Source organism: Bifidobacterium sp. wkB338 (assembly GCF_003688325.1).
GTDB lineage: Bacteria > Actinomycetota > Actinomycetes > Actinomycetales > Bifidobacteriaceae > Bombiscardovia > Bombiscardovia polysaccharolytica.
On the sequence record NZ_NPOR01000024.1, the window covers coordinates 83,532 to 103,899 of the forward strand.

General features: G+C 61.4%; 18 protein-coding genes. 8 read left to right on the plus strand and 10 right to left on the minus strand.

Translation table 11 applies throughout. The annotated features are described in order from the left end of the window. Positions 1–4: 4 nt before the first annotated feature. The gene (locus tag CI603_RS05405; protein ID WP_121913330.1) at positions 5–1,678 is read right to left on the minus strand and encodes an NAD+ synthase; all 1,674 of its coding nucleotides are present in this window, start codon (positions 1,676–1,678) and stop codon (positions 5–7) included. 84 nt (positions 1,679–1,762) lie between these two features. Continuing rightward, the gene (locus CI603_RS05410) at positions 1,763–3,418 is read right to left on the minus strand and encodes an MFS transporter (RefSeq protein WP_259465484.1); all 1,656 of its coding nucleotides are present in this window, start codon (positions 3,416–3,418) and stop codon (positions 1,763–1,765) included. Positions 3,419–3,666: 248 nt separating this feature from the next. On the opposite strand from CI603_RS05410, the gene CI603_RS05415 reads away from it, so the two are divergent. Genes CI603_RS05415 through CI603_RS05435 form a run of 5 tightly spaced genes read left to right on the plus strand, consistent with a single transcriptional unit; the run spans position 3,667 to position 6,805 of the window. After that, positions 3,667–4,374 (plus strand): TetR/AcrR family transcriptional regulator, encoded by a 708-nt coding sequence (locus tag CI603_RS05415; RefSeq protein WP_181415087.1) that lies wholly within the window; start codon positions 3,667–3,669, stop codon positions 4,372–4,374. After that, the gene (locus CI603_RS05420) at positions 4,365–4,736 is read left to right on the plus strand and encodes a YccF domain-containing protein (protein WP_110425138.1); all 372 of its coding nucleotides are present in this window, start codon (positions 4,365–4,367) and stop codon (positions 4,734–4,736) included. Before CI603_RS05415 ends, CI603_RS05420 begins: the two co-directional genes overlap by 10 nt. Before the next feature lie 13 nt (positions 4,737–4,749). Then, positions 4,750–5,289 carry a peptidylprolyl isomerase gene (locus tag CI603_RS05425; protein ID WP_121913332.1) on the plus strand — a complete coding sequence of 180 codons (540 nt, stop codon included), beginning with the start codon at positions 4,750–4,752 and terminating at the stop codon, positions 5,287–5,289. 12 nt (positions 5,290–5,301) lie between these two features. After that, positions 5,302–5,793 (plus strand): very short patch repair endonuclease, encoded by a 492-nt coding sequence (locus tag CI603_RS05430; RefSeq protein WP_121913333.1) that lies wholly within the window; start codon positions 5,302–5,304, stop codon positions 5,791–5,793. After that, positions 5,759–6,805: a Gfo/Idh/MocA family protein gene (locus CI603_RS05435; RefSeq protein ID WP_121913334.1), complete on the plus strand. Its 1,047-nt coding sequence runs from the start codon at positions 5,759–5,761 to the stop codon at positions 6,803–6,805. Before CI603_RS05430 ends, CI603_RS05435 begins: the two co-directional genes overlap by 35 nt. Before the next feature lie 86 nt (positions 6,806–6,891). On the opposite strand, the gene CI603_RS05440 is transcribed toward CI603_RS05435, so the two are convergent. Beyond that, a complete protein-coding gene (locus CI603_RS05440; protein WP_046322806.1) occupies positions 6,892–7,470 on the minus strand; it encodes a haloacid dehalogenase-like hydrolase in 579 nt (192 codons plus the stop codon). Between the two features lie 403 nt (positions 7,471–7,873). Here CI603_RS05440 and CI603_RS05445 point away from each other — a divergent pair, with 403 nt between their 5' ends. Beyond that, positions 7,874–8,314, plus strand: coding sequence for a MarR family winged helix-turn-helix transcriptional regulator (locus CI603_RS05445; RefSeq protein ID WP_110425134.1), 441 nt, complete (start codon positions 7,874–7,876; stop codon positions 8,312–8,314). Between the two features lie 129 nt (positions 8,315–8,443). On the opposite strand, the gene CI603_RS05450 is transcribed toward CI603_RS05445, so the two are convergent. Both CI603_RS05450 and CI603_RS05455 read right to left on the minus strand, forming a co-directional pair. Further along, complete coding sequence (locus CI603_RS05450) at positions 8,444–9,841, minus strand: MFS transporter (protein WP_121913335.1); 1,398 nt, start codon at positions 9,839–9,841, stop codon at positions 8,444–8,446. A gap of 185 nt (positions 9,842–10,026) precedes the next feature. Next, positions 10,027–11,421 (minus strand): replication-associated recombination protein A, encoded by a 1,395-nt coding sequence (locus CI603_RS05455; RefSeq protein ID WP_121913336.1) that lies wholly within the window; start codon positions 11,419–11,421, stop codon positions 10,027–10,029. A gap of 268 nt (positions 11,422–11,689) precedes the next feature. Between CI603_RS05455 and CI603_RS05460 the strand changes: the two genes are divergently transcribed. Together CI603_RS05460 and CI603_RS05465 are read left to right on the plus strand one after the other, a co-directional pair. Beyond that, positions 11,690–13,204, plus strand: coding sequence for an amino acid ABC transporter substrate-binding protein/permease (locus CI603_RS05460; RefSeq protein WP_183122257.1), 1,515 nt, complete (start codon positions 11,690–11,692; stop codon positions 13,202–13,204). Beyond that, a complete protein-coding gene (locus CI603_RS05465) occupies positions 13,201–14,016 on the plus strand; it encodes an amino acid ABC transporter ATP-binding protein (protein WP_121913337.1) in 816 nt (271 codons plus the stop codon). Before CI603_RS05460 ends, CI603_RS05465 begins: the two co-directional genes overlap by 4 nt. A gap of 10 nt (positions 14,017–14,026) precedes the next feature. Here CI603_RS05465 and CI603_RS05470 read toward each other — a convergent pair whose 3' ends face one another. The 5 genes from CI603_RS05470 to CI603_RS05490 form a co-directional block, all read right to left on the minus strand. Then, complete coding sequence (locus tag CI603_RS05470; protein WP_121913338.1) at positions 14,027–16,630, minus strand: RNA helicase; 2,604 nt, start codon at positions 16,628–16,630, stop codon at positions 14,027–14,029. Between the two features lie 109 nt (positions 16,631–16,739). Further along, positions 16,740–17,930, minus strand: coding sequence for an amino acid ABC transporter permease (locus tag CI603_RS05475; RefSeq protein ID WP_121913339.1), 1,191 nt, complete (start codon positions 17,928–17,930; stop codon positions 16,740–16,742). Between the two features lie 6 nt (positions 17,931–17,936). Beyond that, positions 17,937–18,614 carry an amino acid ABC transporter permease gene (locus tag CI603_RS05480; RefSeq protein WP_110412705.1) on the minus strand — a complete coding sequence of 226 codons (678 nt, stop codon included), beginning with the start codon at positions 18,612–18,614 and terminating at the stop codon, positions 17,937–17,939. Position 18,615: 1 nt separating this feature from the next. Continuing rightward, positions 18,616–19,446, minus strand: a complete 831-nt coding sequence (locus CI603_RS05485; RefSeq protein ID WP_046323731.1) for a glutamate ABC transporter substrate-binding protein — start codon at positions 19,444–19,446, stop codon at positions 18,616–18,618. Positions 19,447–19,489: 43 nt separating this feature from the next. Further along, on the minus strand, positions 19,490–20,305 hold the full coding sequence (locus CI603_RS05490) for an amino acid ABC transporter ATP-binding protein (RefSeq protein WP_269749061.1): 816 nt from the start codon (positions 20,303–20,305) through the stop codon (positions 19,490–19,492). Between the last annotated feature and the right edge of the window lie 63 nt (positions 20,306–20,368).

Genomic DNA, 20,368 nt, shown 5'->3' on the forward strand with positions numbered 1-20,368 from the left:
GCGATCACTCCCTGAAAGCGTTGGTGACGGGCAGCCGCCGGTCCCGGCCGAAGGCCAGGGAGGTGACCTTGGGCCCCAGCGGGTACTGGCGCCGCTTCCACTCGGCCCGATCCACCAGCCGCATGACCGTGTCGACCGTGTCGGGATCGAAGCCGTCGGCCAGAAGGTCGGCCCGACCATGCGCATGCTCGATGTATGCCTCAAGGACCTTGTCGAGCAGGCTGTAGTCTGGCAGGGAATCAGAGTCTTTTTGCCCTTGGCGCAGCTCGGCCGAGGGAGGCTTGACGATGGAGTTGACCGGGATGGGCTCACGCTCACCCCTTGCCTGGGCCTCAGCGTTGCGCCAGCGGGCCAGCTGCCAGACCCGGGTCTTGAGCAGATCCTTGATGGGTGCGTAACCGCCGACCGCATCGCCATAAATAGTTGAATAGCCACAGGCCAGCTCGGACTTGTTGCCTGTGGCCAGTGCCAGAAGCCCCTCGTCATTGGCATAGGCCATGACAATGACGCCGCGTATCCGGGCCTGCAGATTCTCTTCCGCTACCCCTTCGAGATGCAACTGCCCTTGGAAGGCATCAAATTCCGGGCCTATGGCTTGGACCACGTAACGCACGCCCAAACGCTGGGCCAGGTCGGCAGCATCATCCCGGGAACCTTCCGAAGAATAACGGCTGGGCATGGAGATGCCGCGTACATGCTCCCCCCCGCAGGCATCGGCGGCCATGGTGGCCACCAAGGCCGAGTCGATTCCGCCTGACAGCCCCAGGCAGACGCCCGTGAAGTGGTTCTTGGCCATATAGTCTTTCAGCCCCAACACGCAGGCCCGATAGACCTCCTCATCCCCGGGCATCTCTTCGGCCATGCATGACTCACTGGGCAGTGGGCGCTCCCCTGGTGCAGGAAGGGTCCAAGTAGACAGATCCTGGACGAATCTAGGCGAGCGCTCCAGCAAGGTGCCATCCTGGTTCACCACGAAACTGCCGCCGTCAAAGACCAGATCGTCCTGCCCGCCCACCTGGTTCAGGTAGAGCAGAGGCGCACCGACCTGCTTGGCCCGGCGAGCCGCTAACTCGTAGCGGACATGCCCCTTGCCCTCCTCGAAGGGAGAGCCATTGATGGTCACCAGGAGGTCAATGCCCCTGCCAGCCAGGTCGCTGATGGGATCGCCCTCCTGCCAGATGTCCTCGCAGATGGCCAGCCCTATCCGGTGCCCCTGCACCTCCAGGACCACAGTCCTATCCCCCGGGGTAAAAATCCTGTATTCGTCAAATACCCCGTAGTTGGGCAGGAAGTGCTTGTCGTAGCCGGCCTCGACCCGCCCCTGATGCAGGACCACCAGCCGATTGCGGGGCCTGTCCTGATCCGTATCGGTGCCCACGGTCCCCACGATCACATACAGATGGCCCAGACCCTGCTCGTCCAGCTCCTTGGCCAGGCGGTCGGCCCTAGACCAGGCGGCCCTACGAAAACTGGCACGAAATGCCAGGTCCTCGATTGGGTAACCGGTCAGGCTCATCTCGGGAAAGACTACTAGGGTCGCTCCCTGCTCGGCTGCCTTTCGGGAGTAGTCCATAATAATGTCGGCGTTGCCGTCAAGATCGCCCACACAGGTGTCGATCTGAGCCAGAGCCACCAGCAGATCGCCATCCCGCCGCGGCTGTTCCTCTTGTTTGACCATACCAATGATTCTAAACCGTGCCTGGGCCTGCTGACCGGCAGACAATCCCAAAAAACCGAGGCAAAGAAGCAGGGTGCGGATGCCTCAGACCTTATCGGCCCCAGCCTTGCGAGCAGCCCGACGCACCAGCACCGAGGCGACCAGTCCCAGGAGAAGCAACAGGACTGCAAAGCCCATGGCCCACTGAGCGCCTTGAGTGAATCCCTCAGTCAAGGCATTGGTCACTTGAGGACCCAAGGCTCCCAGTCGGCCCCGGGTGCCTTGAGCTCGCATGCCGACGATGGCATTACCTGCAGAGGACTGAACCGATCTGACCAGGCCATCGGCGATCTGCACTGAAATCCCCTTGAGGGCCGTCAGATGTCTTGGCAGCACCAGACTCAGAGCCAGGGAAAGGGCGGAACCGGAAACTGCAGCGCCCAGGGCAGTCCCCCACTGACGAATGGTGGACTGGGTGGCTGAAGCCTGGCCGGACTGGGATACCGGAACACCGGACAGCACCAGACTGGTCAGCTGTGCCGAGGCAAAGCCCAGACCAGCACCGTAGATAATCAGAGTCAGGGTCATGGGCCAAACCGGCACCGACCCACGCATGAGCAGAATGGACAGGGCCACGCCGACGATTTCCATCAGCAGGCCCGTCTGCACCGTGCCTCCAGCTCCCAGTCGGGCTGAGACCACTCGAGCCAGACCCCCCGAAACAACTGACCCCAGGGCCATGACGCCCAGGATGGATCCTGCCCCCAGGGGACTCAGGCCTCTGGCGTTGATCAGGTAGAGAGGCAGGATGAACATGACCGCGAACTGACCGGCGTTGACGATGGCGGCCGTCAGGTTGCCCCAGCCGAAGGTGCCAATGGCGAACATGGACACGTCCAGGATGACCATCTTGCCCTTTCGTGCCCTGGCCAGCTCGGTCAGCGCAAAGGCGGCCAACAGGACCAATCCGAGGATCAGACTGACCGGAACCGGCGACAGGGGCACTGCTGCAGACCAGTGCAGTGGGCCCAGTTCAAATGCGGCACGCGGATGCCACCAGCCGTAGGTCTGCCCCTCGATCAGCGCAAAGACCACCAGGGCCGACCCTAGAGCCGAAAGAAGTATGCCCTTCCAGTCGGTAAGCATTCCCCACCGGTCACCAGTCTGCCGGGGAGCGGACTTGGTCTCGGGCACAAAGACTGCGCTGGTCACGAGAACGATCAGTCCCAGAGGCAGATTGACCAGGAAGATCCACCGCCATCCGATGGTGCTGGTGAAGACCCCGCCCAGGAAGGGACCGACCGCCGCAGCGGATGACATGACGGCCCCCCAGATGCCGAATGCAGTGGCCCGGTGACGACCCCGGAAGGTGGCGGAAACGGTGGACAAGGTGGAAGGCATGACCAGGGAGCCGCCGATTCCCTGAACAAGCCGGGCTAGAAGCAGCATTGTGCCGGAGGAGGCCGATGCAGCGAAGATGGAACCCAACACAAAGATGACCGTACCCACCTGCAGGATCCGCTTGCGTCCGATCATGTCCCCCAAACGACCGGAAGGCAGGAGCAGGGCCGCCAGGACGATGCTGTAGAGAGCGGTCACCCATTGAGCTTGAGCCAAGTTGATGTGGATGGCAGCGATGATGGAAGGAATGGAGACGTTGACAATGGACGAATCCAGCACAATCATGGCCAGACCCAGGGCCAACACCCAGAGGGCACGCCAGGGCGGTGTCGTCTCCTGAGAACCCTGGCTGCCTTTCATACTGCCTTTCTTCACGTCTATGCTTGCCGATCCATTCATCAGATCTCCCCCCTCGCCCTGGTCTGCGAATTTTTTGCGACTATACGTCGCGAAAATCCATCTGGCAAGTTCACTCAGCGCGGACAAGCCGCACGCTAAAGAGACCCTTACGGCTTGGCTCTGCTGTAAATAGGCCATATCATATGCCCCATGACCGGCTGAGCTTGATTCATCGTCGCTGCAACCAGGAGGCCGAACCAAGGAGGACCATGCCCAGGATCCACGAATCCACGCTCCAGGAACACCGCGCCAAAACACTAGACCAGATCATTGCCGCCGCCGAGGCCATCCTGCGCACCGGCGGACGCGACCGGCTGACCATGGCTGAGGTGGCCCGACGCACCAATCTGGCCCGGAACTCCCTCTACCGCTATGCCCGGGATGCCGACCAGCTCTGCGACATGGTCATGGAACGGCACCTGCCCGACTGGGGTCAGGCCCTGGACCAAGCCTTGGGCAGGACAGACGACCCGCGCCGGACAGTCGAGATTTGGACCCGCACCAATCTGGAACAAGCCGGGCTGCACGGACATGGTTGGCTGATGAACCTCTATGCCGAGCAGCACGACGAACAGTTACGCCAGACCCTGATCTACGGCAATCCCTCCAACCCCCAGGAGCCCGTCCCAAGGAGCGATCGACCCACGGACCGGCAGGCCCAAGCCCTTCTGGACTTCCACCGGCAGGTCAACCAGCCGCTGATCCAGGCATGGGCAGCCCTGCGGCCAACAGATCCTGCCATGGGCGTGGAAGTGACACGTGGCATCGTCCAATCCGGCATGCGACTGATCGATGCTCTGGACCAGGATCTAGCGCCCGAACAGCGGCAGGAACGGCTGACCATCATCATTGAAAAAGTGACCGCCTGCGCCAAGGCCGTCATCGCCACACTGACGGAAGGACCTACATGCGCCTGATCGGCAACATCTGCTGGCTGCTGCTGGGAGGACTGGCCATTGCACTGGCCTGGACCCTGATGGGCATCGTGCTCTGCCTGACGGTGGTGGGTATCCCCCTGGGTGTCCAGGCCTTCAAGATGGCCAGACTCACCCTGACCCCATTTGGCCGACAGGTCATCTACGGAGGCGGGCTGGGATCCTGGCTGGCCAACCTGCTCTGGATCATCCTGGGTGGCTGGTGGCTGGCTCTGGCCTATCTGGCGGCCGGACTGGTCACCATGCTGACCGTGGTGGGCATACCATTCGGCCTGCAGGCCTTCAAGATGGCCCGCCTGGCCCTGATGCCTTTTGGATCCTCGGTGCGCGTCGCCGTCTTATGAAAGGATTGGGGATATGAGCAAAGTCATCATGCATACCTCAGAAGGCGACATTCGCCTGGACCTCTTTGACGATAAGGCCCCGGAAACCGTAGCTAACTTCCTGGATCTGGCCGCCGGTCGCAAGGACTGGACCGACCCCGAAACGGGCCAGAAGCGTCAGGATCCTTTCTATGACGGGCTGACCTTCCACCGAATCATCAAAGACTTCATGATTCAGGGCGGCTGTCCGCTGGGTACGGGTACAGGCGGCCCCGGCTACGAGTTCGATGATGAGATCGACCCCTCCCTGACCTTTGAGGAACCCTACAAACTGGCCATGGCCAATGCAGGACTGCGCCGGGATCCCGCCACCGGAAAGACCCATGGCACCAACGGATCACAGTTCTTCATCACCACCGTGCCCACCCCTTGGTTGAACGGACACCACACCATCTTCGGCCAGGTGGCTGATGAGGATTCCCGGAAGGTGGTCGACAAGCTAGATGCCGTGGCCACCGACCCGGGCGACCGTCCCTTTGAGCCGGTCTTCATCAACAGCATCGAAGTCCTCTGAGCCGTGCCGGGGATGGTTTCGAAAAAGACATCCAGCAGATTCCAGCCCGGCACACGCAGCTACACCATGTCCCGGATCAGGGGCACGGAAACATCAATAGAACGCCAGGTCCGGTCCTACCTCTTTTCGCGAGGTCTGCGTTTTCGCAAAAATGACAAGAGGTATCCGGGCCATCCTGATGTGGTTCTGCCCAAGTGGCGGGCCATGGTATTCGTCAACGGCTGTTTCTGGCACATGCATCAGGGCTGTGCCAAATTCTCCCTTCCCAAATCCAATGTGGAGTTTTGGACCACAAAGCTGACAAGGAACCATCTGCGGGATCAGGAGCAGGGCGATAAGCTGAAAGCCATGGGCTGGCGGGTTTTCACCGTCTGGGAGTGCGAGCTGGATGCACGTCATGCCCAAGAAACCCTGCAGAAATTGTATGAGGCCATCACAGCAGATGGCCATTCGAACGAAGGAGTCAAGGATGAGCAGATTGAACGGCAAACGACAAGAGGCTGAGCAGAAGGGAATGCAGGTCAACTTCGCCATTCTCGGCGCTGGAAGTATAGCCAACGCCCTAGCCAAGACGGTGGTCATGATGGCCCAAGATCCGCAGTACAGCCACCTGGTGGCCCCCTATGCTGTGGCCGCCAGGGACGGGGATCGTGCAGCCGACTTCGCCCAAAAATATGGATTCCAGCATTCCTATGGCTCCTACCAGGAACTCCTGGATGATCCCCAGGTGGATCTGGTCTACATCGCCACGCCTCACAGCCTCCACGCCAAGCAGGCCATCGCCTGCATGAAGGCCGGGAAGAACGTGCTGGTTGAGAAGTCCTTCACCGCTAACGCCGACCAAGCCAGGCAGGTCATGGAGACATCTGAGAGCACCGGCCTGCTCTGCACCGAGGCCATCTGGACCAGGTACATGCCCTCGCGCTCCATCATCGACGATGTCATCTCCTCGGGAGAAATAGGCACCGTCAAAACCGTGACCGCCAACCTGGGATATGTAACCGTGGGCAAGGCCAGAATGACCGACCCCGCCCTGGCCGGTGGCGCCCTGCTCGACGTGGGTGTCTACCCTCTCAACTTCATCGACATGGTCATGGGACCCAAGCCCATCGAACGGGTCTGCACGGATTGGGTCCGCAGCCCGGAGGGCGTGGACAGCCAGAACTCCACAACCATTTCCTACCAGGATGGATCCATGGGAGCAGCAACCAGCTCCATGGTCTCAGTCAGCGACCGGACCGGCCGCATCTGGGGAGACCAGGGTTACCTGCAGTGTGCCAATATCAACAATGTGGAGTCCATCGACCTGTACGACGAGGACCATAAATTGAGGAAGAGCTACCCCATCCCCGACCAGCTGACCGGTTATGAATACGAGGTGGCCAGCGCCGCACAGGCCATCCTGGACGGCAAGACCGAGTGCGCCCAGATGCCCCACAAAGACACCCTGCGCATCATGGAGCTCATGGACTCCCTGCGCCGCCAGTGGGGATTGGTCTTCCCCTTCGAATCATGAACTAGCACACAGGCCGCTTCAATGATGGAATCATCCCTCCAGAAGGAGTCTTTGCCAGTGAGGAGGAGGATGCAGGCAGACTTGGCCTATTTGATGCGGCGGACCTTGCCATGCTCGACCAGGTAGGCCCGCCGGGCAAGATCGATCATGGGCAGGTCGAAGGCCGAATCGGTGTAGAAGGCGTCAATTGCCGCCTCCTGGCCCAGGGTCCGCTGAAAGTGCAGGGGCTTGTCAGGTCCGAAGTTGAGGTAGCCCACGGTCAGGGACTCCAAATCCAGAGTGGAGCCGATGCAGTGGTTGATGCCCAGTCGTCGGCAGGCCTCCCCGGCCACCAGATCGAATGAGGCGGTCACCACCACGTCGTCGGCCTGGGGGGTGTACCAATCCATGATTTTGTGCATGTTGGCATCCCAGAACTGGCTGACCAGCCGGTCCATGTCAAAGCCGGGACGCGAGGTCAGCCGACGCAGGTAGCGTGAACCCACCCGACGCATGGCCGAATCCAGCTGCTCCAGGGTGACCCGGCCCAAGCGGTAGCGGACAGCATAGAAGAGGGCAACCGGCAGGTAGTGCAGCACCCGCGGATCCTTGCGGGCAGTGAACAGGTAGAAGTCAAGCAGGCTCTCGCCATCGTAGATGGTGCCGTCGAAGTCCAGTACCCGCATGCCAGTCCTTTCCAGATTACGTCGCGAAAAGGGATTATTTTAGCATACCGTGGAGCAATGACGGTGATAGTCCCCGACCTTGGCCGAGCAAAAAGGCAATTCCTTTTAACCCAAGAGCCTGAGGTAGACAGAAAGTTCCTGGATGATCGACTGGTACAGACATCAAGTAGGGGCAGCCTGGGGAATTATGATGCGCCTGGCCTCTGTTCCGATTGTGGACCATCCCCATGGTGTCGACGGTATTGATATGATGAAAAATGCGTCGTCCATGCTAGGCCGAGGCTAGGGAGTTGCCGGGAATAGGCCTGGAAGGGGAACGGCGCCGAAGGGGTCCATGCGGTTATCGGGTTAACCATGCCCGCAGAATTCTTCGATCTTCCTTACCAGCTAGGGGGCAGCAGCGATGTTAAAGAAGAGCCACTACCACAACCTGAGCAGCTGCATAGCCGGAATCTACCGGCATGCACGCAACGATGCCAGCCGGTATACAGGCGACTCCACCTTACGGGGTACCCAAGGTGATCTGATTGTATACCTCTATGATCATCCAGGCCTCAGCCAGCGCCAGATAGCCCGGGACCTGTGCGTAGATCCCAGTCTGCTGGCCAGGGATCTGAAAGCCTTGAAGGCACAGGGCCTGGTCAGCCGTGAACAGAACCCCGCCGATCACCGTGTCAATATCATCGCCCTGACCAGGTCGGGCGCGGACATAGCTCGTAAGAGAATCAGGTCAGTCAACAACTGGTGGATCGACCTGTTCAAGCAGAATCCCGATATCGACCCCGAGACTTTCCAAACCGAGTTACGTTGCGTCTACAACCGGCTGCTGGCTAACCAGATCTGATCTCTCTTACTGAGAAAGGAATATTACTGAGAACAGGACCTGGCCGATTCCTTGACCGCCCGTCGACGGTAACAGGCTCATGCCAGGCCTTTTACCTTTTATATCCTTTACGCCCTTGGATCGGCACTATCAGCCCACCGAGCGGCCGGACGTCTCCCAGCCCATCAGACCCACAACGAGCATGGAGGCCAGGGCCACCAGGCTGATGGTGACGAAGATTGAGGTGCTTCCCCACTGGCTGAGCATGGCGCCGATCAGCACGGGCATGAGCACATTGCAGAGCTTGGCAACGGCATTGGCAATGCCTACGCAACGGAAGCGGACAGTGGTCGGGAAGAGCTCGGGCGCATAGACCGCCACCACCGAAGACATGAGGACATAGAGGCTGGCCATAAGCAGGATGCCCACCAGAATGGCTGTGACCTGGCTGGTCTGCGCGGCATAGAGCAGACCGAAGACCGCCGTCAGCAGGAAGGCTGTGACGATGATCCGCTTGCGGCCAATCCGGTCCAGAAGCAGGGATCCAATCAGGCAGCCCAAAGGGGCACCCAGCATCATCAGAGTGCTGATCCACAGGGATCCGCTCAGATCAATACCCCGCTTGAGCAGGATGGTGGGCACCCAGGAGGTGAAAGCGTAGGAGCAGACGTTAGTGGCTGAAACTGCCACAGTTGCCACAATCAGGCCACGGACAACGCTACCCGATGCCTTGGCAGGTACCTCATCCCCTTCATTTTTTCCGGCGAGGGCGGAACTACTGACAGTGCCAGATTCTGACTCTTCCCGACCGTTATCGGCCTCCAGAAGTTCAACCACCTGGGTGGCCTCGGCCATCCGCCCATGCAGGGCAAGCCAGCGAGGAGACTCAGGGATGTCACGCCGCAGGTACCAGATCAGCGCAGCTGCCAAGCCTATGCCGACAAAGAGCGGCCTCCATGACCAGCGGGGAATAATCCAGGCGCACAGGAGCATGGCCAGGGGGACTCCGGTGTTAGCCACGAGCGAGACGATGGCGCTCCAACGGCCGCGGTGCTTGATGGGAGCGAATTCGTTGACCATGGAGAAGCCGGTGACAATCTCGGCGCCCAGCCCCAGGCCGGCCCCTAGACGGCAGACCGAAAGGACGGCCATGTTCGGTGCCAGAGCGCCCAGCAAGGTAAATCCTCCGAAGAGTAACAGGTTGATCTGATAGGCGGTCTTGCGTCCACGCAGGTCTCCGATAAACCCGGCCAGCAGCGAACCCACCAGGAGCCCTAGGAAGCCGGCCGACAGGAAGAGGGAATTCTGGGCGACCGTGGACCATCCGGTGCTCAAGGCCGAACTGGCTACTGCGCTGCCCACATAGACATCGATGCTGTCCATGAGCATTCCCGCAGCCACCAGGGCCACGATCTTGTAAAAAGTAGCCGATTCACGAGCATTGTCTACTCGCCGGGTAATCTCGCGGACCGCCAGGTCGTCCTCGGCCACACCGAGACCCTTTGATTGTTCGGATATGTCTGCTTTGTCAATGACCGCTGTCGACATCGTCACCCTCGCGCCCGTGCATGAGGCAGGCAAACCCCATGCGTCCATGCCAGGCCTGCCGACGACGACAGACTCCTTGTGGGAGCGTGGCGACCGTCAATATGGAAGGCCTGGACCCTGCGGCGTTTCGGTCATTGTGTGGCTGCTCAACGTCTATTGGGTGTTCAGTATAGGAGTCTCGGCGGTCATTGCCTAGACCCGGCGTTTCCCTCCGGCCCGGCAGCCCTGTCCAGGATGGCCCTGATGGCCTCCAGTCGGGGACCGAGCTGGCGCTCGTAGCCTCGATTATTGGGGTGGTAGTAACGTCGTCCGACCAGTTCGTCCGGCATGTACTGCTGTGGGGCCACCGCGTCCGGCGCATCATGGGCGTACTGGTAGCCCTCGTGGTTGCCCCAGGCTTTCATCAGCTTGGTAGGAGCGTTCCGCAGATGCAGGGGAACCTGGCCGATATGCCCAGCATCCACGTCCTCCAGGGCCTGGTTGATGGCCAGGTAGGAGGCGTTGGACTTGGGAGCAGTAGCCACGGCGATGACTGCCTCGGCCAGAATCAGTCGTGCCTCAGGCATGCCCACCATGGCCACGGCCTGAGCAGCTGCGACCGTGATCTCCAACACCTCCGGAGAAGCCATGCCTACCTCCTCGGCAGAGGCGATCATGATTCGTCGGGCGATGAAGCGCGGATCTTCGCCAGCCCGGATCATCCGAGCCAGGTAGTGCAGGGCCGCATCCACGTCGGAACCCCGCATTGACTTGATGAAGGCCGATGCCACGTCGTAGTGATCGTCACCCTTCTTGTCATAGCGGACAGAGGCCATGTTCATGACCGAGGAGACCACCTTGGCATTGATCAGCGGCCGACGCGCCCCCTTGGCACGAGGCCCGTCCTCGGTGACAGCTCCCGCTGCAGCCTCCAAAATGGTCAGAGCACGACGGGCATCACCTCCGGAAAAACGCACGATCTGGTCCAAAGCCTCTGGATCCAGTCTTACCTGATCCTTGAGCCCCCGCTGATCCTTGACAGCCCTGCGGACCAGCTTGGCCAGGTCCTGATCGTCCAAGGCCTCCAGCTTGACCACCACCGAGCGCGAAAGCAGGGGCGAGATGACCGAAAAGCTGGGATTCTCCGTGGTGGCTGCGATAAAAGTCACATCCCGGTTCTCTACGCTGGGCAGCAGTGCATCCTGCTGCGACTTGGAAAAACGGTGGACCTCATCGATGAAGAGGACCGTTTCCTGCCCCTGACTGACCAGCCGTTCCCGAGCCTGGGCGAGGACCTGCCGCACCTCCTTGACACCCGAGGTGACGGCCGAAAGCTCCTCGAAATGCCGTCCGGACTGTCGGGCGACAATGTAGGCCAGGGTGGTCTTGCCCACCCCAGGAGGACCGAAAAGAATGACCGAGCTGGGAGCCGTCAGACGGTTGTTCGGATCCGACCGGGCCAGCCGCTCCAAGGGGGTACCGGGAGCCGTGACCTTATCCTGGCCGACCACCTCGTCCAGGCTTCTGGGCCGCATCCTGACCGCCAAAGGCAAAGTGTGCTCCTCGGGGGGGTCCGCCGCCTGGAAGAGATCATCAACCATCTGCAATACCTCATTCCTCGGGGCTCCTATGGCTCCCCGCCCTCACCAGCATAGGCCTGCGTCTGCCGCAAATAGAAAGACGAACGCGCTAGACTGGGAACCCATATGGCCGTATCGCCCAGCGCGTAGTTGGGTCCTGGAAACACGGTATGTGTACAGTTTACTGGTCATCAGCCTGGATATCTTCAGGAAGGCCATAGGCAGCAGCAAGGCCTGCCGCCTCAAAAAACCAGGACCGGCACAGTCGGAACAATAAGGAGAATCGCCAGTGATCGCCAAGCATGTTCGCCAGGGATGGACATCGGGTCCAGGCAGGTGGGCCATCGGCCTGCTCGCCCTGGTCCTGGGGCTCTCAGCCCTGATCGTCGCCCCCCTGGCCACGCCGGCGCAGGCGGCCGAGGACTCTCCCGCCGCCCAAGCGGTCCAAGGACGCACCTTCCGTGTCGCCACCGATACCACCTTCGCCCCCTTTGAATTCAGGGACTCCTCCGGCAAGCTGGTCGGCATCGATATGGATCTGATCCGCAAGATCGCCGACATCGAGGGGTTCTCGGTGCAGATTCAGTCCCTGGGCTTCAACGCCGCCCTTCAAGCCTTGAACTCCCAGCAGGCCGATGTGGTCATAGCCGGTATGACCATCACCGACCAGCGCAAGCAGGTCTACGACTTCACCGACCCCTATTTCGACTCCGGCGTGCAGATGGCCATCGCCAAGGACAACGACCAGATCCACAGCTACAAGGATCTGCAAGGCAGCGTGGTGGCCGTCAAGACGGGCAGCGAGGGCGAGGCCTTCGCCAAGCAGCGTGCGGCCCAGTACGGTTTCACGGTCAAGGCGGTGGACCAGTCCTCCACCATGTATGAGATGGTCAAGTCCGGCAATGCCCAGGCGGTCATCGACGACTACCCGGTCCTGGCCTACGGCATCGCCCAGGGCAACGGGCTGAAGACCGTGACCAAGAAGGAGCCTGGCGCCTCCTACGGAGCGGCCGTCCGCAAGGGCGAGAACAAGGAATTCGTGGCCGCCTTCAACGAAGGCCTGGCCAAGATGAAGGCGGACGGCAGCTATAAGAAGCTGGTCGACTCCTATGTAGGCAACAGCAATTCTGACAAGAAGGCCTCCGTCACCCGGCCAGGATTCTTCGGACTGGTCCGCCAAGCATTCCCCTCCCTGATGCTGGGCCTGCGCAACACCCTGGCCATCACGGCCATATCTTTCGTCATCGCCCTGGCCATCGGCGTCATCCTGGGACTGTGGCGGATCAGCCCCAACCGGATCCTGTCCTGGATTGCCCGCATCTACGTAGCTGTCTTCAGGGGCACACCCGTCCTGGTCTGGGCCTTCTTCTTCTACCTGGGCGTTCCCCAGCTGATCGGCCACCGCATCAGCATCTGGCTGGCCGGCGCGCTGACCCTGTCCCTGAACTCCGGAGCCTACCTGGTCGAGATCGTGCGTGGAGCCATCGACTCGGTCGACGTCGGGCAGATGGAGGGGGCCCGCAGCCTGGGCCTGACCCGTCGCATGGCCTTGCGCCGGGTCATCCTGCCCCAGGCCGTCAGAATTGCCACGCCATCCATCATCAACCAGCTGGTCATCATGCTCAAGGATTCCTCGCTGCTGCTGGCCATCGGCTTCGGCGAACTGCTCTACCAGGCCCAACAGATCTACGCGGCCAACTTCCGCGTGACCGAAACCCTGTTCATGGTGGGCGTCATCTACTTCGTCGCCATCAGCGCCCTGACCTGGATGGCCAATATGCTCGATAGGAGGCTGCATCGATGAACTTCGAGGACCCGGACATGGACACCGGACGACTGACCCGTCGCATCCGTCAGAACCAAAGTCACCGCAACCAGGGAGAGTCCCAGGCGGCCGTATCCATCCGCGACCTGCACAAGCGCTACGGCGACACCGAGGTCCTCAAGGGGATCGACATGGAGGTCAAGCCTGGAGAGGTCATCTCCATCATCGGCCCCTCGGGCGCGGGCAAGTCCACCCTGCTGCGCTGCATCAACGCCCTGGAGATACCGACCTCGGGCACCATCAGCGTCTATGGAATCGACATTTCCGATCCAAAGACCGACATCGACAAGCTGCGCGAACACGTGGGCATGGTATTCCAGCACTTCAACCTCTTCCCCAACATGAGCGTGGCCGAAAACATCATGCTGGCCCCCCACATGCTGCACAAGACGCCCAAGGAGGATGCCCGGCAGCAGGCCCTGGACCTGCTGGAGACCGTAGGGCTTCAGGAGAAGGCTGACGCGCGGCCCACGGATTTGTCAGGCGGGCAGCAGCAGCGTGTGGCCATCGCCCGCGCCCTGGCCATGCAACCCGACATCATGCTCTTCGACGAGGCCACCTCGGCCCTGGATCCGGAGATGGTGGGTGACGTGCTTCAAGTGATCCGCTCCCTGGCCGAGGGCGGCATGACCATGATTCTGGTCACCCACGAGATGGCCTTCGCCCGGGAGGTCTCCTCCAGGGTGATCTTCACCGATGCCGGGATCATCGAGGAGGAGGGCACGCCCGAGCAGATCTTCGGCCACCCGCAGAGCCCTCGGCTGCAGTCCTTCCTCTCCAAGGTCCTGTAAGGACCGGGGTCTAAAGGTCCATCAGCTCCTCGATGGGACCCACCCGGTACTCCTTGAAGACCACCTGGCCGCTCTCCTGGGTGGCATCCAGATCCACGATGCCGGCGATGCCCCAGTCGCGCTCCCCCTCGACGTCGTCGAAGATCTGTTGGACCCGCCAGGTGTGCCCCTGGCGCTCGTCACGGTCATCCAGGCTGAAGAAGTCCGAGGACCTGGCCTGAGCATCGGTAAGTATCTGCTCATGGTCCTCGTAGAGGTCGTCCAGCGCGTCGCTCCAGGCCCGCAGGCCGTAGCCCCAGTCCGCATCCAGGTCGGCCAGGGCCTCCGGCCGGTCGGCGGCCGCCAGCTCCACCCGCTGGAACATGGCGTTGCGCACCAGCAGGGTCAGCCCACGCCGGTCCGCCACCACCTGGTTTTCCACCTTGGGCGGGGCGGCATCCAGGCCGCTTGCGGCTTCGCCGTTTTCGGCCCTTCCTGCGGCCTCCCACTCATCCACCAGGCTGGAGTCCACCGAGCGCACAATAAGTCCCAGCCAGGCCAGGATGTCCTCCAGCCGCTCATCCATGAACTCTTCGGGAACCGTCCTGCTGAGCGCCCGATAGGCATCGGACAGATAGCGCAGCAGGGTCCCCTCCGACCGGGATATTCCGTAGCGGGCGATGTAGCCGTTGAAGTCCGAGGCCGTCTCGAGCATGTCCCGCAAAACGGACTTGGGATGGATCTCATAGTCGTTGGCCCAGGGAACATCCCGGCGGTAGCGGTCGAAGGCCTCCCCCAGCAGCTCTTCCAGGGGCTTGGGCCAGGTCACCTCCTGCAGACGCTCCATCCGTTCCTCGTACTCCAGGCCGTCCACCTTCATCTGCTGGATGGCCGCGTCGCGGGCCTGCCGCTGCTGGGCCTTGAGTATCTGCCGGGGATCCTCCAGGGTGGCCTCGACCATGGAGAGCAGATCCATGTCATAGTCAGGATCCTCGGGATCCAGCAGCTCCAGGGCGGCCAGCAGGAAGGGCGAAAGAGGCTGGTCCAGGGCGAAATCCTCGGGCAGGTCCACGGTCGTGAAGTAGTCCAGGCCGCCGTCCGGATTCCTTTCGGTCTCGATGACCCCGGTGTCTGTCAGGGTCTGGAAGATCTCGTCTGCCCGGTCCTGCAGATGCTCCTTCTGCTGCGGTGTCTGACGGGAGTCCTCGATCAGGTCCTCCACCCGCCTCCTGGCATCCCCGCCCTGGTCAACCTCGTTGAGCACCATGGCGTGGGAGATCTTCAGATGCGGCGTCAGGGTCTCGGGACGGGCCTGGATCAGCTTGTCGAAGGTCCCCTTGCCCCAGGTGACGAACCCCTCCTGGGGCTTCTTCCGCTTGATCCGCTTGAGCTTCTTGGGGTCATTGCCCGCCTTGGCCACGGCCCTGGCGTTCTCTATCTCGTATTCGGGGGCCTCGGCCACGACCAGTCCACTGGTATCGAAGCCCATGCGCCCGGCCCTGCCTGCGATCTGGTGGAATTCCCTGGCCCGCAGACGGCGCATCTTGTAGCCGTCGAACTTGGTCAGCCCGGTCAGCAGGACCGTGTGGATGGGTACATTGATGCCGACCCCCAGGGTGTCCGTGCCACAGATGACCGGCAGAAGTCCATCCTGGGCCAGCTGCTCCACCAGACGCCGATACCGGGGCAGCATGCCCGCATGGTGGACCCCGACCCCGGTGCGCAACAGCCGCTGCAGAATCCTACCGAAGGCCGTGGTGAAGCGGGTGCCGGCCATGGCCTCCTTGATCCGGTCCCGCTGGCCCCGGTCGGAGACCCCCGTGCTGGACAGTGCCTGGGCCGTCTCCAGGGCGGCATCCTGGGAGAAGTGAACGATGTAGACAGGCGAATCTCCATCGGCCATCAGTGACTCCACGGTGGTAGGCAGAGGGGTGTCCACATAACGGTAGTCCAGAGGCACCGGTCGTGGGGCATCGGCGACGATGTCCACACCCACCCCGGTTTTGCGCTCCAGGTCCACGGCGATCTGATCCACGTCGCCCAGGGTGGCCGACATGAGCAGGAACTGCACATCAGGCAGGGTCAGCAGGGGCACCTGCCAGGCCCAGCCTCGGTCCGGGTCCCCGTAATAGTGGAACTCATCCATGGCCACGCAGCCGATATCGGCATGGCGACCCTCCCTGAGCGCCTGGTTGGCCAGGATCTCGGCAGTGCAACAGATGACCGGGGCATCCGTGTTGATATGGGTGTCGCCGGTGATCATACCCACCCGGTCGCGACCCAGAACCGAAACCAGGTCGAAGAACTTCTCGGAGACCAGGGCCTTGATGGGAGCCGTGTAATAGGAGCGCCGCCCTGTGCACAGGGCGATGAAATGCATGGCCAGGGCCACCATGGACTTGCCCGAGCCGGTCGGGGTCGACAGGATCACATGGTCGCCAGAAACCAGGGAGAGGACGGCCTCCTCCTGGTGCGGCCAGGGGGTGATGCCCCGGGAAGCCACCCAGGAGAAGAAGCGGTCGTAGATCTGATCCTCGGTCAGGTTGCGGGGGCCTCCCGCCTCGGGGACCAAGTCGCCCAAGGAGGGAGGCTGGTCGGTTGAGGCGGTTGAGGAATCAGTTTGTTCTTGGACCATGTCCACCAGTCTATCCGGCCAGGCACACAAGTCCGGCCGGACACAGGCTTCGTCAACTAAGTCCAGAAACGGGAAAGCCGCCAGACAGGGAACAGCAAGGAGCTCTACGTCAGCTCCTGTTCTTGCTGTCTTTGTCGCTGCCGCCTTTCTTCTCCTTCCTGGTCTTCCCATCGGCTTTCTGCTCACCACCGGAGCGGCTGCCACGGCCGGGTTTAAGGAAGTCCGGAATCTCAAGGCTCGCCTTGTGCGGATCGACCAGCGTGTCGGGCTGAGTCCGGTCATAGCCCTGGATGTAGCGGGTCTTCCTCCAGTGCTGGATGGAGGCGTTAGATCCACGGTGGTGGGCGTGGTACTGCAACGGCGCACCGCCGTACCGGTCCTCGTCCACCTCCTTGGCTACGGCTATCTGGTTGACGTTGGAGGGATCCATGATGGCCACGGGCGCGGCCGGCTCCACGAAGTCGGCGGGGGCGGCAGTGCGCTCCTGCATCTTCTTGGGCAGCCAACGGGCGAAGTGCGACAGCAGGAAGCAGACGAAGAAGTAGACCACCGAGGCCACCACCAGGGTCTGCAGGATGTTGAAGTACATGGAGCCCAGGCGACGGGATTCCTGCAACAGATCCGTGTACATGATGATGGAGCCCAGAGCCGTATCCTTGAGGACCACGACCAGCTGGGTCACGGCCGCCGGTAGCATGGCGTAGACGGCCTGCGGAACCTCGATCTGCATCAGCGACTGGGTCCTGGTCAGCCCCAGTGCCAGGGAGGCCTCACGCTGGCCGTTGGGCAGGTTGCCCACCCCCGAACGAATCAACTCAGCCACCACGGAGCCATTGTAAAGAATGAGGCCCAGCACGACGGCCCAATAGGAGGCCTGGCTGACTCCGGCAAAGGCGAACCAGCGCCAGAAGAAAATCATCATCATAAGAACCGGGACGGCCCGGCAGAACTCCACGATGATTCCTGAGACTGCCCTTACCAGCCAGTTGGGCAGCAGACGGCCAAGGCCGAAGACAAACCCGAAGATGACCGAGCCAATCACTGCAACCACCGAAGCCTTGATGGTCAGCCAGAGCCCAGGCAGATAGAAGTCCGACCAAGCTTCGTAGTCCAGGGCCGGACGCCAAAGCTCCCAGCTGAGCTGGTTCTCCCCATCAGGAGGATTGTGCAGCCTCATCAGCACCAGAATGACCACTATGGCGAAGATGATAGCGGCTATCCAATTGGCGATTCGTATGGTGCGCCGGCCCTTGGGACCGGGCTGATCGAAGAGCAGCGAGCTCTCATTATCTGGTGCCATGGCCGCTCACCTCCTCACTGCCAGCTTGTTGGACAGGTACGTGGTCAAAGCTCCGATGGGCAAAACCAGAATCACATATCCTAGGGCGAAAATCAGGAAGATGGCCACAATGGCATTGGCGTGGAACTCTATCATCTCGCTCATCAGGGAGGAGCTCTCGGATGCCACGGAGGCTGCTGCAGCCACGGTGGAGTTCTTCAGCAGGGCGATGAAGGTGTTACCCAGGGGCGCCACCGAACCACGGAAGGCCTGCGGCAGTATGATCTGCGAGGCCGACTGGAAGAAGCTCAGCCCCAGAGCGCGGGCCGCCTCAGCCTGGCCCAGAGGCACCGTGTTGATGCCCGAGCGCAAGGACTCGCAGACAAACGCTGCCGTATACAGGGACAGGCCGGTCACTGCCAGCCAGAAGAAGTTGACGGAGAATTCCGGCGAGAAGCTAATCTTGAGCTGTGCGAAGGCACCCAAGACCATGAAGACCATGATGATGGTCAAAGGCATGTTCTGGAAGAACTCCACATACCCTCGGCCGACGGCCCGCAGGGAGGAGATGGGCGAGATGCGCATGATCACCAGGATGATGCCCAGGATCAGCGAGAAGAGGGCCGACCAGAGGGTCAGCTGGATGTTGACCCAAAAGGCTGCCGGGATGTCGTAGTCGGTGAACAGTTCGATGATGGTTGACATCTCACTCCCCCTCCTTGGGCTTAGGTGGGTTGTAGCGCGGATCGGGTTTGTAATGGGTGCCCCGGGTGTTGTTCTCGAGCGCCCGCTGCCAGGAGCCGTTGGCCTCCATGTCGGCCAGAGCCGCGTTGATCTTGTGGGCCAGCTTGGTATTGCCTTTTTTGATGCCCACACCGTAGTACTCCTGGGTGAAGGGCTTGCCCACCAGCCGCAGCCTTCCACGGGAGGCGGAAGCCAGACCAGCCAGGATGATGTCGTCAGTGGTGACTGCATCAACGATGCCAGAGAAGAGGGCGGTGGCGCATTCGGCGTAGCCCGGCTGCTCCATCAGCTGGACTTCTTTGGCGAACCGTTTCTTGACGGTGACGGCCGAGGTGGATCCGGTCACTGAGCACAGTCGTTTGCCATTGAGGTCTTCGGGGCCACGGATATGGTGGTCCTCCTTGCGCACCAGCAGGTCCTGTCCGGCCACGATGTAGGGTCCAGCGAAAGAGACGGCCCGCTTGCGCTCATCCGTTATGGAATAGGAGGCCAGGATCATGTCCACGTCGCCGTTCTGGAGCATGGCCTCACGCTGCTTGGAGGGGGCCTCCTTCCAGACGATGTCGTCGGGGCTATAACCTAGCTTGTCGGCGATGTAGGTGGCCACGTCCACGTCAAAGCCCACATAGGTTCCGGCCTTCTTGAAGCCCAGACCAGGCTGGTCGAACTTGATGCCCACCCGAATCTTGCCTGCCTCCTTGTCGGAGCCGCAGGCCGCCAAGGAGATCAGGCAACCCAAAGCGCACAGGATCGCGGTCAAATTCCTGGCAAGCCGTTTCAACGGCTGGCCCATGCCATGCATGCTTGCATTCATGCGGATACGCTTCCCTCCTGCTTCAGTGGGTCAGAATCTTGGACAGGAAGTCGGCGGCCCTCTGGGTCTTGGGGTGATCGAAGAAGTCGTCGGGGTCGTCCTTCTCCAGGATCCGTCCATCGGCCATGAAAACGATATGGTCGGCGGCCTGGCGGGCAAAGCCCATCTCGTGGGTCACGCAGATCATGGTCATGCCCTCCTGGGCCAGCTGAATCATCACATCCAGCACCTCGTTGACCATCTCCGGGTCAAGAGCCGATGTGGGCTCGTCGAAGAGCATGATCTTGGGCTGCATGGCCAGGGCGCGGGCTATGGCCACACGCTGCTGCTGGCCGCCTGAGAGCTGGGAGGGCATCTTGGAGGCCTGGGATTCCACGCCCACCCGGGCCAAGAGGTCCATGGCCAGGTCCTCAGCATCCTTCTTGGGCATATGGCGCACCTTGATGGGTGCCAGGGTCATGTTCTCCAGTATGGTCTTGTTGGCGAACAGATTGAAGGACTGGAAGACCATGCCCACCTCGGCCCTGAGCCGAGCCAGGTCGCGTCCCTCCTGAGGCAAAGGCTCTCCCTCGATCCTGATGACACCGGAGTCGATGGACTCCAGACGATTGATAGTCCGGCACATGGTGGACTTGCCGGAGCCTGAGGGGCCGACCACCACCAGCACTTCGCCGGTATCAACCTGCAGGTTGATGTCCTTGAGGACGTGCAGGTTGCCAAAATGCTTCTCGACGTGCGCCAGCTCGACCAGCGGCCCGGAGTTATCCTGGACGGGGCGATCCGAGGCCGGTTTCTCCGGCAGAATCCGCTCCGACGGCTGTTTGGTTGTTTCGCTCATATTGGGCAGTTTACTCAATCTTTGTTGCAGAGCGGCCATAGAAACGGTTCTCCTGAAAAGCGG

Coding starts and splice junctions, on each gene's coding strand:
- CI603_RS05450 (WP_121913335.1), bottom strand. CDS start 9,841: ATGTCGACAGCGGTCATTGACAAAGCAGACATATCCGAACAATCAAAG.
- CI603_RS05425 (WP_121913332.1), top strand. CDS start 4,750: ATGAGCAAAGTCATCATGCATACCTCAGAAGGCGACATTCGCCTGGAC.
- CI603_RS05490 (WP_269749061.1), bottom strand. CDS start 20,305: ATGAGCGAAACAACCAAACAGCCGTCGGAGCGGATTCTGCCGGAGAAA.
- CI603_RS05465 (WP_121913337.1), top strand. CDS start 13,201: ATGAACTTCGAGGACCCGGACATGGACACCGGACGACTGACCCGTCGC.
- CI603_RS05440 (WP_046322806.1), bottom strand. CDS start 7,470: ATGCGGGTACTGGACTTCGACGGCACCATCTACGATGGCGAGAGCCTG.
- CI603_RS05475 (WP_121913339.1), bottom strand. CDS start 17,930: ATGGCACCAGATAATGAGAGCTCGCTGCTCTTCGATCAGCCCGGTCCC.
- CI603_RS05430 (WP_121913333.1), top strand. CDS start 5,302: ATGGTTTCGAAAAAGACATCCAGCAGATTCCAGCCCGGCACACGCAGC.
- CI603_RS05470 (WP_121913338.1), bottom strand. CDS start 16,630: ATGGTCCAAGAACAAACTGATTCCTCAACCGCCTCAACCGACCAGCCT.
- CI603_RS05455 (WP_121913336.1), bottom strand. CDS start 11,421: ATGGTTGATGATCTCTTCCAGGCGGCGGACCCCCCCGAGGAGCACACT.
- CI603_RS05480 (WP_110412705.1), bottom strand. CDS start 18,614: ATGTCAACCATCATCGAACTGTTCACCGACTACGACATCCCGGCAGCC.
- CI603_RS05485 (WP_046323731.1), bottom strand. CDS start 19,446: ATGGGCCAGCCGTTGAAACGGCTTGCCAGGAATTTGACCGCGATCCTG.
- CI603_RS05420 (WP_110425138.1), top strand. CDS start 4,365: ATGCGCCTGATCGGCAACATCTGCTGGCTGCTGCTGGGAGGACTGGCC.
- CI603_RS05405 (WP_121913330.1), bottom strand. CDS start 1,678: ATGGTCAAACAAGAGGAACAGCCGCGGCGGGATGGCGATCTGCTGGTG.
- CI603_RS05415 (WP_181415087.1), top strand. CDS start 3,667: ATGCCCAGGATCCACGAATCCACGCTCCAGGAACACCGCGCCAAAACA.
- CI603_RS05410 (WP_259465484.1), bottom strand. CDS start 3,418: ATGAAAGGCAGCCAGGGTTCTCAGGAGACGACACCGCCCTGGCGTGCC.
- CI603_RS05435 (WP_121913334.1), top strand. CDS start 5,759: ATGAGCAGATTGAACGGCAAACGACAAGAGGCTGAGCAGAAGGGAATG.
- CI603_RS05445 (WP_110425134.1), top strand. CDS start 7,874: ATGTTAAAGAAGAGCCACTACCACAACCTGAGCAGCTGCATAGCCGGA.